Origin of the sequence: Bartonella sp. AA126HLJHH (assembly GCF_042197425.1) — a bacterium.
In the GTDB taxonomy this organism is placed as follows: Bacteria; Pseudomonadota; Alphaproteobacteria; order Rhizobiales; family Rhizobiaceae; genus Bartonella.
The window spans coordinates 12,162-25,082 of record NZ_JBHIRU010000010.1 but is presented as its reverse complement, the minus strand read 5'-3'; the positions used below and the strand labels follow the sequence as shown (position 1 = coordinate 25,082).

Genomic DNA, 12,921 nt, shown 5'->3' with positions numbered 1-12,921 from the left:
CTATAGTTTAGTGATAAAATATAATTGTACTCACAAAACGAATCTTTTATACAGCGGCACGAAAAATTGTACATGCCTCATAATAATAAAGGGAAGATGCGCTACAGACGTAGCAAGTCATTCGTATTATAATTATAACAAGTACAGAAATCTTTTTTCATTTCATAAAAATAGTCTGAGAAACTGAGTTATTCGCTTTATCAAAAGACAAAACCTTCAAGAAACAAACGAATATCAACATGACAAAACCAAACCTATCAAATGCATCACCAAAAGAACAAAATGATACATCTTCTCAATGGGACTTAGTCCTCGATATCCAAAAAGAAGTTAAGGAAACATTAAAGGCTGGTGTTGTTTCACTGGGAGAATTTATATTCATAATCTTTATAAGCGTCTGTTTATACATTTTTCTCTCAATATTAGGCAGTGCGGATAAACCTCAGATGAATGTAGCAACTGCAATCGGGCTGATATGCGGATTAATTCTGTACGGTTCGATACCAATCTCTTTGGTGCTACGGATCATAGTAAAGAAGAAACTGAAAAAAGTAATGAAACAACTAGACGAAGCGGTTGCTAATCAAAATATAATAAGGAGAGAAAAATGACTGAAGCTATAATATTAGGGCGCATTCTAGGGATCATTGTCGGTTGTGCAATAATAACATTATCCGTTTGGCTTGTTTATTCTACCATTAAATATCGAAAACTGTACCGTAAAGCGCTTACAGGACTAAACTTAGCAATTCAAAAATGTAATAAAGAAATTAATAAATAAAAAAAGTCGTGAAAAACGTGGTATTAAAATACCATAATCCTTATTTTCATATTTCTAGACGTATTTAATGTGATTACCAGTTATTGATGACCCCATATTGAGGGTATAAGATTTTTCATAAGGGGACGTTTGAAACTATAGGCATGATATTATGTGCGTACAGCCAATACAAGAAACAATTCCAACGGCTCCCCCTCTTCCCCCACTTCAAGCATTTCAGCCGGCGCACGCACCTGACAGGGCTTCACGAGCCCCCACAAACAAGCATCTTGCGTTTTAAGAAGTCCCCCTTTGCCCTTAACGACAAAAACCCACACCACTTCAACAATCCAACGGCGTCCCCTCTTCCCCCCACTTCAAGCATTTCAGCCGGCGCACGCACCTGACAGGGCTTCACGAGCCCGCAACAAACAAGCCTCTTGCGTTTTAAGAAGTCCCCCTTTGCCCTTAACGACAAAAACCACACCACTTCAACAATCCAACGGCTCAACAGCGCTCCTGTTCTTGCAACACTCCCTAACAGAGCTTATTTGTTTAAAGCTGACAAGGCTTTTACTTTTTTCCACTCTTTGTGCTTTTTTGTGTCCTTTTTTTACGAGAAAATTTTTACCTTCAAGGCCAACCCTTAACACACCCTAAGGAATTTGTAAGGGATATACCCTTGACAAGAATAAGACTTCTTGTTAAATCTCTCCTACTTTTTTGCAATTTTCACTTATCGTTGTGCTAATGAAGTGGTTAATGCGTACCTTAAGAGTGCGCTTTTCTTTTTGTGATCACAGTGAAAAAGTGTATCGTGTGATGTTATCATGCAAGTACGATATCGCAATGCAATGCTCATAGAGTAAGCAGTCTATTGGGGTTGTAATATTGTATTTTCGTGTTTTAATATTGTATTATAGTATTGTGTTACGTAAACTATTTAAACGGTGAATATGATGAAAATTAAAAATTCGCTTAAAGCACTAAAAGAGCGCCACCGTAACAATCGTTTGGTGCGTCGTAAGGGTCGTGTTTATATTCTTAATAAAACGAACCCACGTTTTAGAGCACGTCAGGGCTAATTCTTTTAGGACTAATTTCTTTAGGATCAATGTTTTTATGCCTACTTTAATTGTAGGCTTAAAAAAATTTTCTTGCGTTTTTTTGGTTATAAGTCCGTTGATTACAAGTCTAGTATTTGATAATATTTGGTGATTTATCTTTTGGGGGCTTGTTTTTATGGATTTTTCTATTTTTTTTAAAGCCTTTCGATTTTTTCAGCTGCGTTTTTTCTGTATTTTTCAGCGCGCGTTTTTTCTTTTTTTTGTTGGCGTTTTTTGTTTTGTTCCCTCGAGCTATGGGCAAAATCCTCCTTCTCTTCCTGAAGATCGGCCTTCTCCACAATCGCTTTTACCGTTAGATGATCTTATTCCCAATTCTCCTCCCCCTTCCTCAACGCCCTCCGATTCTGATTCCTCGGCGGTTATTCTTGAAGATCTTGACAAAGAGCAGCTTTCCCATGTTGACAGAGTTAAGCAGCGCAAAGAAGCAGAAATTTCACGTTTACTCAAAGAATTGAAATATTGTGCTGATGTTGCTAAAGCGAAAAAGATCAGTCAACAACTTCAACATTTATGGTCCCAATCGGGGAGTGAGACGATTGATCTTTTAATGTCATGGGCTGAAAATGCACTCAACAGCGACGATTATGGACTTGCGCTTGATTATATTGACAATGCTCTTGCACTTTTACCTACTCATTCTGAAGCTTGGATAAGACGCGCTTGGATTCACATTCAACTGAACGATTTCAAACTTGCCCTGCTTGATCTCAACCATGCTCTTGAACTTGAGCCGCGCAATTATAGTGCTTTTTTTGAACTTGGCGTTGTCATGGAAGCAACGGAGCGTCCAAAACTTGCTCTTAAAGCTTATGAAACAGCATTGGATTACTATCCACAAATGCGCAGGATTCAAAAGCGCGTGCAAGCTCTGTTAGACGAACAATCACCCCAAGCTCTTTAAAACCATTCAAGAACAAGACACTTTACGGCATCCTTTCAAACCTAGATAAGACGCAAGCCGGCTTCACATTCCACTCAATAAACTGCCCCTGCTTATAACCACCCCCCCCCAATTGACAGTGTCTTTTTTTGAAACTTAGCCATTACCATGGAAGCAACAGAGCGTTCAAAACTTGGCTCTTAAGATTGATGAAACAGCATTGGATTACACTCCACAAATGCGCAGGATTCAAAAGCGCGTGCAAGCTCTGTTAGACGAACAATCACCCCAAGCTCTTTAAAACCATTCAAGAACGAGACGCGCTTTACGGCATCCTTTCAAACCTAGATAAGACGGCAAAAACCTGTTTCACATTCCACTCAATAAACTGCCCCTGCTTATAACCACACCATCACCCCCCCCCCCACACAATTGACAGTGCCTTTTTTTGAATTTGGACCTTTTTTGTATTGAAGGCATCTTCCAAACACTGCCAATATGCCCCTTACAGAATTTCTTCTCATAGCAAGCATACGGGCTTCACGCCTAAGTCCTCTTCAGCCGTTTCTTCTTTTCACACCTTCCATCATGGATAAAAAAAATTGTAAACACGATCCTCAAAAAATACTTTTTGAAAAAAGCTTAAAACATCGCTTAGCGCCTCTAATAAACTATCACCGTCTGTTTTTTATTTATGAGCTTCAACCATATAGCAGCACATACCGTATCGGCTCTCCTCCACCCTTCAAAGTTGATAAAACAGCCCTGAAATATGGCTTCACAAAGCAAAAACTTCAAAGGTGCAACACCAATTCAACCAACATCCTTGAAATAAGAAATATTCCTTTCAAAACTCCTCCAAGCATTACCCCCGAAACATAAAAATCAAGCATTGTCGCAAAAGAGCTAATCAAGCCATTGCCAATAAACCGTTCTACGTCACTCAATCACCCACCCCCACTCATATTTTTTGCTTTTTTACTTTGAATAAGCCATCCATCATACAGCCATTTCGAGCAACCACCGACAATATCATCAATCTCTCCTGAAATACTTTATGAAAAAGAAGAGAGCGAAGTTATTTTATCTCTAGCAGAAGCTCTGAAATTGTTTTATATTAAGGAGGGTGTTCTGCGCTTCTCGACAGGAAATAACGTATTCCTGAGACCTTAATGATCTCCAAGGGAGCTGTCCCTGATCAAGCCCGTGGGCTTTTTCATATGGCGCCCACCTATTTGTATAGGTTCCCGGGATCAGCTTTTTCCATCGGCTGTTGTGGATCACCCTTTATTTATATAACTTTTTTACATCAAATTTTTCCAGCTAAAATTGAGAGCGTCCTTTTACATAAGACCAATGACGATACTCTCTTTTCAAGAAATAAAAATTACGATAAGCTTTATTTTATAAAACAGACAGCACTGACAAAATAATCCCCTCTGTGAATCTGCTTCGCCCCTTCGCACGCAAGCAACGCAAAAGCGGCTTGTCGCACCAAAATACCCCCTAAAGAGCACACACTTTTTTTCATGCTTTTTTTTCATGAGCACAGCTCTTGTCCTAACAGAGATTTACAAAACGCCAACAATGGATAAAATACCAGCATCTTATAAAACAATTGACGAGACAATGACAAATAATCCCCTCTGTGAATCTGCTTCACCCCTTCGCACACAGCAACGCAAAAGCGGCTTGTCGCACCAAAATACCCCCTAAAGAGCACACACTTTTTTTCATGCTTTTTTTTCATGAGCACAGCTCTTGTCCTAACAGAGATTTACAAAACGCCAACAATGGATAAAATACCAGCATCTTATAAAACAATTGACGAGACAATGACAAATAATCCCCTCTATGAATCTGCTTCATCCCTTCGCACACAGCAACGCAAAAGCGGTTTATCGCGTCGTGATGCTCTTTTAACAGAAGAGCGTGCACTCTTTTCGCAGCGTGCTTGTTGCCACTTTATTGAATACCTTGAAAAGAAGGGAACCGATTTTTCACGCCTCATTTTAGCAGGCTATTGGCCCATTAAATCGGAAATTGACCCGCGTCCTTTACTGAATGCTGTAGCGTTACGCGGTGGGCATTTAGCCTTACCAGCAGTTCTTGATTCCACCACCATGATTTTCCGTGCATTTTCGCCCAGCACAATTTTAGAGCCCATGCGTTTTGGCACCTTTGGTCCGGGTGCAGACAATGACGTTGTTGCCCCCAATAATATTATTGTTCCGCTTTCTGCATTTGATCGTCAATGTCACCGTCTTGGCTATGGAGGAGGATACTATGACCGTGCTGTTGCAGCTCTTGAAAAACAAGGGCATCAAATGATATTATGGGGCATAGGATTTTCATGTCAGGAGGTTTCTTCTATTCCCGCAGCAGAACACGATCTACAGGTACAAGGAATTTTTACAGAAAAAGGTTTCTTAAAATGTTAAAGTGTGATTAAAGCGCCTATGCGTTTTTTATTTTTAGGTGACATTGTTGGTAGCACAGGCTGTAAAGCTGTTTTTGAACACCTTCCTCAACTGATTGAGAAATGGCAGCTTGATTTTGTTGTGGTAAATGGTGAAAATGCCTCTGGTGGTTTTGGTCTCACACAAGAAACGTATCAAGATCTTTTGATAACCGGTGTTGATGTTGTCACCACAGGTAATCATGCTTTTTCTCACAAAGAAGCATTGCAATATGCCCATGAGAGTGATCGTTTTTTACGCCCTGCCAATTTTTCGAAAGAAACTCCCGGAAAAGGTTCTGGTGTTTTTACGGCAAAAAATGGCGCCCGTGTTCTTGTCGCCAATCTGTTGGGCAACGTTTTTATGCCGTGTAAAGTAGAAGATCCATTTGAAACAGCGGAAAATATTCTGCTTGCCTGTTCGTTGATGGAGCAAGCCGATACGATTATTTTTGACTTTCACGCAGAAACGACAAGCGAGAAGCAATGTTTTGGCCATTTTCTTGATGGTCGTGTAAGTGTTATCGTTGGCACACATACGCATATTCCCACGGCTGACGCGCAGATCTTAGAAGGTGGGAGCGCCTATTTAACAGATGCAGGCATGTGTGGAGATTATAATTCATCTCTTGGAATGGATAAAGAAGAACCCTTACACCGTTTTCTTTATAAGACGAAGCAAGATCGTTTTGAACCGGCATGTGGTCCTGCCACCCTTTGTGGTTTAGCGGTTGAGATTTCAGATCGCACCGGTTTAGCAGAAAAGGTCTCGGCGGTACGGATTGGTCCTCATTTAAAGCCTGAAGTTCCGGATTTTTGGTAGCTTCTTTTAAGCCACCCCTTTGATAGTTTCTTTCCAAGATTTTCTTTTGAGAACTCTATTTGGCAAGACGACTTTTCCAGCCCTTCCCAAATCCCTACTAAAAACACCCCACCCTCCAATTTGCCTAATACAGCAACTTTTCTAGCACAAATAAGTCACTCTTTTAAAAAAAATAAAGGATAAAAGATAAAATTTTTCGTGATTTTTAAAACGATGAGAAGGAGGTTTTATTTGGACATTTCTGCGGGGGGGGGGGAGGAGAAATGTTAACCCCCTTCTCTAGAAAAAGCTTTATATAATAATTTATTATTTAGCAAGAGCCTCTTTAATTTTTTTTTGATTCTAACGAAAATTTAATCTTAAAATTGCTTTCTGCTTTTTAGGTTTGAGCTCTCTAAAACTTTTCAAAAGAATGTGCTCTTCTTTACTTGCGATCCCTTCATCACAGCAATACAAGACGTCTTCTTTTGTTGAGAGACCAGAATAAAAAAGGAAATGGGAACATTAAGAATGTCGGCAATCTCCTGTAAACGCCCTGCGCCTATACGATTAGAGCCTTTTTCATATTTTTGGATTTGTTGAAAAGTCACACCTAACTGACTGCCTAATTGCTTTTGCGACATTCCCAGCATTGTTCTTTTAAAGCGAATTTTTCTGCCTATCGAAATATCGTTAAAGTGTGGATTTTTAGTTTGCACTTCAAGCTCCCCTACCGGTTGCGAGCGCCCTCGCATTGGTATTCCGGGAGTCAAAAATACTGAACCTAAATCAGCTTTTTTGCTTTTAGTGCTCATCGCACCTGGACATAGCAAAAACTCCCAGAATCTCGCGATACTTATAAAGCAGGCCAATGTTTCATCTTGGATTTTCAGGCTTTGGGTTTCACCATTCAACCACACTGTACGACGAGAACCCTGGTGCTTGTTCATAAAATAATTTCTGGAGACCAGCAATAAAATTTAAAACAGTGTTTTTATCTCATGAGACAATCAAACACAAAATTGCTTTCTGTTTTTGAGGTTTGAGCTCTCTAAAACTTTTCAAAAGGATGTGCTCTTCTTTACTTGCGATCCCTTCATCACAGCAATACAAGGCATTTTCTTTTGTCGAGAGATCCGTATAGAAAAAAGAAATGGGAACATTAAGAATATCGGCAATTTCTTGTAAACGCCCAGCTCCTATACGATTAGAGCCTTTTTCATATTTTTGGATTTGTTGAAAAGTCACACCTAACTGGCTACCTAATTTCTTTTGCGACATCCCGATCATTGTTCTTTTAAAGCGAATTTTTCTGCCTATCGAAATATCATTAAAGTGTGGATTTTTAGCTTTCACTTCAAGCTCCCCTGCCGGTTGCGAGCGCCCTCGCATTGGTATTCCGGGAGTTGAAAGAGCTGAAACTTGACTCAGCCTTTTGCTTTTAGTGCTAGAGCGCACCTGGACATAACAAAAGCTCCCGGAAATCCGGGATATCCATAAAGCTGGATAAATACGTGTCTCAAGTTTAGGGTCTTTCATTCCCTGTTGATCGCTGCGTAGACGACCAAAACATTCTCTTACCAATAAAGTAATTTCATGAAATTAGCAATAAAATTTAAAAACAGTCTTTATTTGTATTTTTATAAGAGGCAGATAACCTCTCATTTTTGATTAAATTATATACGAACGAAGTGAGCGCTATTTATTGAAATAAGTATAAGATCATAATCAAGAGATGCTAGACGTATTAGCTCGTAGTAAAAGCCTTTCATAGGCATCATTAGCAAACAAGCAAAGAAATATCATGATAATAAAACCAATGACCATTGCTGTTTGGTGTTCATAGGGTGCAACTCTCGCTGTGTATCCCCAAAAAAGAAAAATAGGAATAAAGCCAAGCCACCAGCAAAGAAGTTTAAGAAGGCAAAAACTGGTTTACGAATGAATAATAAAATAAGGAAGATTGCGTAAAGCAACCTTTTAACTATCACAGCCAATATTCTACGTATTATCTTGAACACCCCACATATTATAATTGATAAGATACTCTTTTTATGTCTTGATTTTTTTGGTGTTTGTCTTCTTAGCAGAAAGATCGCTCATGACTCCCCCATTTTCAAGCCACTATATTATAAAAATGTAATATAAAAATGATTTATCTCTAATTATATCATCCAAAAATACAACAATACTTTATTCATTTTAACTAAAAACAAGTGCTTTATTAAGAAGAAAAGCTATTTTCATTAGTAAGAGCTGTTAAATCCTTACGTCTAAAATAGATAGAGCGTCCACAACGAACAGGTGGTTGCCCTTGCATAAGAATAATCTGTTCGTCTTTTCGCATTTCTTGTGTTATTTCATGTGGATATATTAAAGGTCTATGCTGGGTGTTTATATTTTCTGTCCCTCTTGTATGGAATCCTCCTAGAGGTTTGCTTGAATCTTTCACTTCAATGGTCATTTGACCACATGCCTTAGATATATTTTCAGCAGTTTTAATATCTTTTATTGCGGCATAGCTTACAAAAGCACAATTTTCAAACCATGTCATAACGCCTGACGAACCGAAATAGTGTTCTATTTGATCTACAGACTTGTAAAAAAGCATGAGAGATATACCATATTTGCGTCCATGATCACGTGCTTCTTCTAAAATGTTCATATATCCTAAAAGATCAGCATTATCTAAAATAAAGAGCGCTCTTTTTGCATAATTACCATTAGCGGCTTCCATAGCTCTGAGAAAAGAGCCAACAAGGACACGCCCAACACCTGGATAAGATTTTAAAATTTTTGAGGGGATATTTAGAAAAATATCAATATTTCCCTTTGTTATATCGGTAGTTTTAAAATCATGACCACTGATAAGGTTTGCATAGTTAGAGAGTGAAAGCCATTGTATATCTTTTGCAGCAGTAGAATAGACATCTGAGAAAGTTTGTTCAGCCATATTTGTAAACACCCCAAGGGTTTCACGAATAAATTGGGATGGAGAATTTGATCGTATAGATTGCAATTTTCCAATCACGGATGGTTCTGGCATTGACATGATCGTATGAAGGGTTTTTAAGTTTTTTTCCTTTAATGTGTATTCATCAGAAAAGACAATATGCGCAAGTAGTCCTGTTAACAAATTATGTGCCTGTAATACAAAAAATTGATCAGTCGAAGTTGATTTGTCGTTTTCAGAAAGAAGGAGTCTAGCAACTTCAACCAACCCCGCTTCTCTTTCATAAAGGGGTAGATTTTCATCTAACAGCCAATCTAAAGGATTAAAAGTTTCCGTTGAAGAACCATGAGGATCAAGAACGTATACTTTTCTGTTTGACAGCTGCCTTGTTTTTTTTACCATTGGAGCGACTTCAGTTGAAGGGTCAAAAACGATCAGTGGACCGGAATATTTGAGACAAGTTGGAATAACATTACTGGTTGTTTTATAACTACCAGAACCAGCAAAAAATAACATATGGGTTGAATCAAAATTGAGTTTATATGTCAACAATGGCTGGCGACCACCTTTTCCCCATGTTGTTTTGTCTTTAGGATTAAAAGGGACATCTTTAACAATATCTTTGTCGACTCTATAGCGCTCTCCTATGACGACTTCGCCATCACGAGGAAAAATCTTTTCAAGGCGTTTCATACTCATCCATTGAACACCACCAAAGATCGTATTTTTTGAAATTTTCAAAGGTGAAGCTTTAGGTAATGATAGTTTTATCGTGTAACCAAGGATAATAACGCCAATAACAACACCCCATAAAACCATCCTATCAAAGAAAGGAAGAACATCCGCCCATGTCATATTATCTTGACCTACATATGGACTAAGTCTGATATATTCATTTGCACTATAATAAGTTGCAAACAAACCAAAGATGATCATGGACGAAATAGTGATATTTTTTCTGATATGCCTTTTTTGTAATAAGATGAATGAAGAACATGAAAATGCAATAAGGATTAAAATATCCAGTGGCTTTGATCTTACAAACCAATAAGCATCAGGCGTCGTTCCATTTTCTGTAATGTTATTGATGGTTATATTGACCAAAAAAGCTACAATGATTGAAAAGATGAGTGGCAATGCTAAAAATATAATCTGTTTTTTGTCTAATTTATTGACCATTTTCCCCCCTGCATACCAGAAAAAGCTTCTCTTCCTATTTTTTTCGAAGTTTTTATATTTTTTGAATTTTTATCAAGTTTTGAAACGTAAAGCAAACCATCTTAAGATGAAAGACTTATCTGCCTCTCTAAAACGGGCTTTTATAAAAAGCTCTCCTAAACTAATTTTTTCAAAAATTTTTTCAAAGTTTCTTTGATGCTTCACGCGCTATTTAAATTTCTTACTTAACTCTTTTACGACACTGCATATGCTTCTTAACAGAAAAAAAAACCCAATAACAATACGCATTAGTGTTCACTGAAAAAAAGCGCGGTTTATCATGTTGTGCCGTAAAACATCGTTGTTCAGAGCCCTGATATAAGGCATGTAAAACTTCACATATTTAAGTGTTTTTAGAGTGTGTAATAAATGGGCGTGACTTGCCCCGTAGAGCCTTGTAAAGTGGACTACATGAATGGTCAGGAGTAGGTCAAACCGCGCCAACAGAAGCCGGACTGTTTACAGAGCAGCCCTTAAGTCAGGAATATGCATCCTTTAGAGCGTAGAGCGGGAGGAAATCAAACACAAAAATGCTTTCTGTTTTTGAGGTTTGAGCTCTCTAAAACTTTTCAAAAGAATGTGCTCTTCTTTACTTGCGATCCCTTCATCACAGCAATACAAGGCATTTTCTTTTGTTGAGAGATCGGAGTAGAAAAAAGAAATGGGAACATTAAGAATATCAGCAATTTCTTGTAAACGCCCCGCCCCCTATACGATTAGAGCCTTTTTCATATTTTTGGATTTGTTGAAAAGTCACCCCTAACTGACTGCCTAATTTCTTTTGCGACATTCCCAGCATTGTTCTTTTAAAGCGAATTTTTCTGCCTATCGAAATATCGTTAAAGTGTGGATTTTTAGCTTTCACATCAAGCTCCCCTGCCGGTTGCGAGCGCCCTCGCATTGGTATTCCGGGAGTCTGAAAGTACTGAGTTCAGTCAGCTTTTTTTGCTTTTAGTGCTAGAGAGCACCTGGACATAGCAAAAACTCCCGGAATCTCGCGATACTTATAAAGCAGGCTAATGTTTCATCTTGGATTTTCAGGCTTTGGGTTACACCATTCAACCACACTGTACGACGAGAACCCTAGTGCTTGTTCATAAAATAATTTCTGGAGACCAGCAATAAAAATTAAAACAGTGTTTTTATCTCATGAGACAATCAAACACAAAATTGCTTTCTGCTTTTTAGGTTTGAGCTCTCTAAAACTTTTCAAAAGGATGTGCTCTTCTTTACTTGCGATCCCTTCATCACAGCAATACAAGGCATTTTCTTTTGTCGAGAGATCGGAGTAGAAAAAAGAAATGGGAACATTGAGAATATCAGCAATTTCTTGTAAACGCCCAGCTCCTATACGATTAGAGCCTTTTTCATATTTTTGGATTTGTTGAAAAGTCACCCCTAACTGACTGCCTAATTTCTTTTGCGACATTCCGATCATTGTTCTTTTAAAGCGAATTTTTCTGCCTATCGAAATATCGTTAAAGTGTGGATTTTTAGCTTTCACTTCAAGCTCCCCTGCCGGTTGCGAGCGCCCTCGCATTGGTATTCCGGGAGTTGAAAGAGCTGAAACTTGACTCAGCCTTTTGCTTTTAGTGCTAGAGCGCACCTGGACATAACAAAAGCTCCCGGAAATCCGGGATATCCATAAAGCTGGATAAATACGTGTCTCAAGTTTAGGGTCTTTCATTCCCTGTTGATCGCTGCGTAGACGACCAAAACATTCTCTTACCAATAAAGTAATTTCATGAAATTAGCAATAAAATTTAAAAACAGTCTTTATTTTATGAGCTCCACCCCCGCCTCTCAAACTTTTATGCCCGCTCGTAAAAACTCCAAAACCATGAAATAAAACCCACGTTTATTGAGAGGACTAATAACCCTTTATTTTTGAGATCACACCTCCCAAAAGCACACCTAACAACATATCACCCCCTCCCAAAGCCATTTTTGAGAGACGTCTTACAGATTTACACTGTGATGCGTTGGATTTTTGCACCACAACGAGCCAATTTTTCTTCTAATCTCTCAAATCCACGATCAAGATGATAAACACGATTGACGATTGTTTCCCCCTTTGCTGCCAATGTAACAAGAGTAAGAGGGCTGCAATCACAAGAGAAACAACAAGCACGCAAATCCGTCGCCATGATGAGGCCCCCTTGCAAATTCTCTGTTTTATGAGATGCGTTGCTCTCTCGCCCATCAAGCTTTATTTGCACCCTCAAGCGATTGAGTTCTTGAACATGCATAAAACGATTTTCGAAAACCGTCTCTGTAATTTCACGCGCTTCCCTCAACCCCGCGTCATGAGCGCCATGAACGAAACTTAGACAATAATCACGAGCCTCCTCAAGAGTGAGAGAAGCAAAACTTTACACGAAAGAAAAACCATTCCGAAAAGAAAACAGCAGCCACAAAAGCCATACCCTTGAAAGATGGAGATTTGAAAGAACTATTGAGAAAATCATCAAGAATGTACGGCTCCAAAATTCCACAAGCAAGAGAGTAAACCATTAAAAATGCACCAGCCAAGCCCAGCGCCCCAAGCCCAGCCCCTCCCAACAAGCAAACATTGTGTTAAAACGCCCCCAAGCAATCGCCCCCCCCTCAACCACAGCGCAAAGCATTCAGCATATCTTTGAAAGCTTTACACTGTGATGCGTTGGATTTTTGCACCACAACGAGCCAATTTTTCTTCTAATCTCTCAAATCCACGATCAAGA

General features: G+C 38.8%; 12 protein-coding genes, 1 other RNA gene and 3 pseudogenes. 8 read left to right on the top strand and 8 right to left on the bottom strand.

Annotated features, from left to right (window positions below; genetic code table 11):
- Positions 1-239: 239 nt before the first annotated feature.
- A complete protein-coding gene (locus ACFIQC_RS06085; protein ID WP_375702879.1) occupies positions 240-611 on the top strand; it encodes a hypothetical protein in 372 nt (123 codons plus the stop codon).
- Positions 608-781, top strand: coding sequence for a hypothetical protein (locus ACFIQC_RS06080; protein WP_375611660.1), 174 nt, complete (start codon positions 608-610; stop codon positions 779-781). The genes ACFIQC_RS06085 and ACFIQC_RS06080 overlap by 4 nt, the downstream gene beginning before the upstream one ends.
- Positions 782-930: 149 nt before the next feature.
- Here ACFIQC_RS06080 and ACFIQC_RS06075 read toward each other — a convergent pair whose 3' ends face one another.
- On the bottom strand, positions 931-1,101 hold the full coding sequence (locus ACFIQC_RS06075) for a hypothetical protein (protein ID WP_375673929.1): 171 nt from the start codon (positions 1,099-1,101) through the stop codon (positions 931-933).
- A gap of 618 nt (positions 1,102-1,719) precedes the next feature.
- Between ACFIQC_RS06075 and ykgO the strand changes: the two genes are divergently transcribed.
- On the top strand, positions 1,720-1,845 hold the full coding sequence (gene ykgO / locus ACFIQC_RS06070; RefSeq protein WP_004863016.1) for a type B 50S ribosomal protein L36: 126 nt from the start codon (positions 1,720-1,722) through the stop codon (positions 1,843-1,845).
- A gap of 157 nt (positions 1,846-2,002) precedes the next feature.
- On the top strand, positions 2,003-2,788 hold the full coding sequence (locus ACFIQC_RS06065; RefSeq protein ID WP_375706878.1) for a tetratricopeptide repeat protein: 786 nt from the start codon (positions 2,003-2,005) through the stop codon (positions 2,786-2,788).
- 773 nt (positions 2,789-3,561) lie between these two features.
- Here ACFIQC_RS06065 and ACFIQC_RS06060 read toward each other — a convergent pair.
- Positions 3,562-3,714, bottom strand: coding sequence for a hypothetical protein (locus ACFIQC_RS06060; protein ID WP_375613598.1), 153 nt, complete (start codon positions 3,712-3,714; stop codon positions 3,562-3,564).
- Between the two features lie 178 nt (positions 3,715-3,892).
- Here ACFIQC_RS06060 and ssrS point away from each other — a divergent pair.
- From ssrS to ACFIQC_RS06040, 4 genes are all read left to right on the top strand, one after another.
- A non-coding RNA gene (gene ssrS / locus ACFIQC_RS06055) (6S RNA) lies at positions 3,893-4,053 on the top strand.
- Between the two features lie 256 nt (positions 4,054-4,309).
- A complete protein-coding gene (locus tag ACFIQC_RS06050) occupies positions 4,310-4,483 on the top strand; it encodes a hypothetical protein (RefSeq protein WP_375675213.1) in 174 nt (57 codons plus the stop codon).
- A 119-nt stretch (positions 4,484-4,602) separates the two neighbouring features.
- Positions 4,603-5,208: a 5-formyltetrahydrofolate cyclo-ligase gene (locus tag ACFIQC_RS06045; protein WP_375640908.1), complete on the top strand. Its 606-nt coding sequence runs from the start codon at positions 4,603-4,605 to the stop codon at positions 5,206-5,208.
- Positions 5,209-5,226: 18 nt separating this feature from the next.
- Positions 5,227-6,048, top strand: coding sequence for a TIGR00282 family metallophosphoesterase (locus ACFIQC_RS06040; protein WP_375613599.1), 822 nt, complete (start codon positions 5,227-5,229; stop codon positions 6,046-6,048).
- Between the two features lie 342 nt (positions 6,049-6,390).
- On the opposite strand, the pseudogene ACFIQC_RS06035 reads toward ACFIQC_RS06040, so the two are convergent.
- From ACFIQC_RS06035 to ACFIQC_RS06010, 6 genes and pseudogenes are all read right to left on the bottom strand, one after another.
- Positions 6,391-6,746, bottom strand: a pseudogene (locus ACFIQC_RS06035) (helix-turn-helix domain-containing protein).
- Between the two features lie 280 nt (positions 6,747-7,026).
- Complete coding sequence (locus ACFIQC_RS06030) at positions 7,027-7,611, bottom strand: helix-turn-helix domain-containing protein (RefSeq protein WP_375684578.1); 585 nt, start codon at positions 7,609-7,611, stop codon at positions 7,027-7,029.
- Between the two features lie 640 nt (positions 7,612-8,251).
- Positions 8,252-10,159, bottom strand: coding sequence for a Ti-type conjugative transfer system protein TraG (gene traG / locus ACFIQC_RS06025; RefSeq protein ID WP_375613600.1), 1,908 nt, complete (start codon positions 10,157-10,159; stop codon positions 8,252-8,254).
- Between the two features lie 534 nt (positions 10,160-10,693).
- Positions 10,694-11,099, bottom strand: a pseudogene (locus ACFIQC_RS06020) (helix-turn-helix domain-containing protein).
- Between the two features lie 246 nt (positions 11,100-11,345).
- Positions 11,346-11,930 (bottom strand): helix-turn-helix domain-containing protein, encoded by a 585-nt coding sequence (locus ACFIQC_RS06015; protein WP_375706877.1) that lies wholly within the window; start codon positions 11,928-11,930, stop codon positions 11,346-11,348.
- Between the two features lie 235 nt (positions 11,931-12,165).
- Positions 12,166-12,518: pseudogene (locus ACFIQC_RS06010) on the bottom strand (UDP-N-acetylglucosamine 1-carboxyvinyltransferase); the annotation flags it as partial.
- Between the last annotated feature and the right edge of the window lie 403 nt (positions 12,519-12,921).

Excerpts from the sequence above, each read along its gene's own strand:
- ACFIQC_RS06085 (WP_375702879.1), top strand. The coding sequence starts at position 240 with ATGACAAAACCAAACCTATCAAATGCATCACCAAAAGAACAAAATGAT.
- ACFIQC_RS06080 (WP_375611660.1), top strand. The coding sequence starts at position 608 with ATGACTGAAGCTATAATATTAGGGCGCATTCTAGGGATCATTGTCGGT.
- ykgO (WP_004863016.1), top strand. The coding sequence starts at position 1,720 with ATGAAAATTAAAAATTCGCTTAAAGCACTAAAAGAGCGCCACCGTAAC.
- ACFIQC_RS06065 (WP_375706878.1), top strand. The coding sequence starts at position 2,003 with ATGGATTTTTCTATTTTTTTTAAAGCCTTTCGATTTTTTCAGCTGCGT.
- ACFIQC_RS06050 (WP_375675213.1), top strand. The coding sequence starts at position 4,310 with ATGAGCACAGCTCTTGTCCTAACAGAGATTTACAAAACGCCAACAATG.
- ACFIQC_RS06045 (WP_375640908.1), top strand. The coding sequence starts at position 4,603 with ATGACAAATAATCCCCTCTATGAATCTGCTTCATCCCTTCGCACACAG.
- ACFIQC_RS06040 (WP_375613599.1), top strand. The coding sequence starts at position 5,227 with ATGCGTTTTTTATTTTTAGGTGACATTGTTGGTAGCACAGGCTGTAAA.
- traG (WP_375613600.1), bottom strand. The coding sequence starts at position 10,159 with ATGGTCAATAAATTAGACAAAAAACAGATTATATTTTTAGCATTGCCA.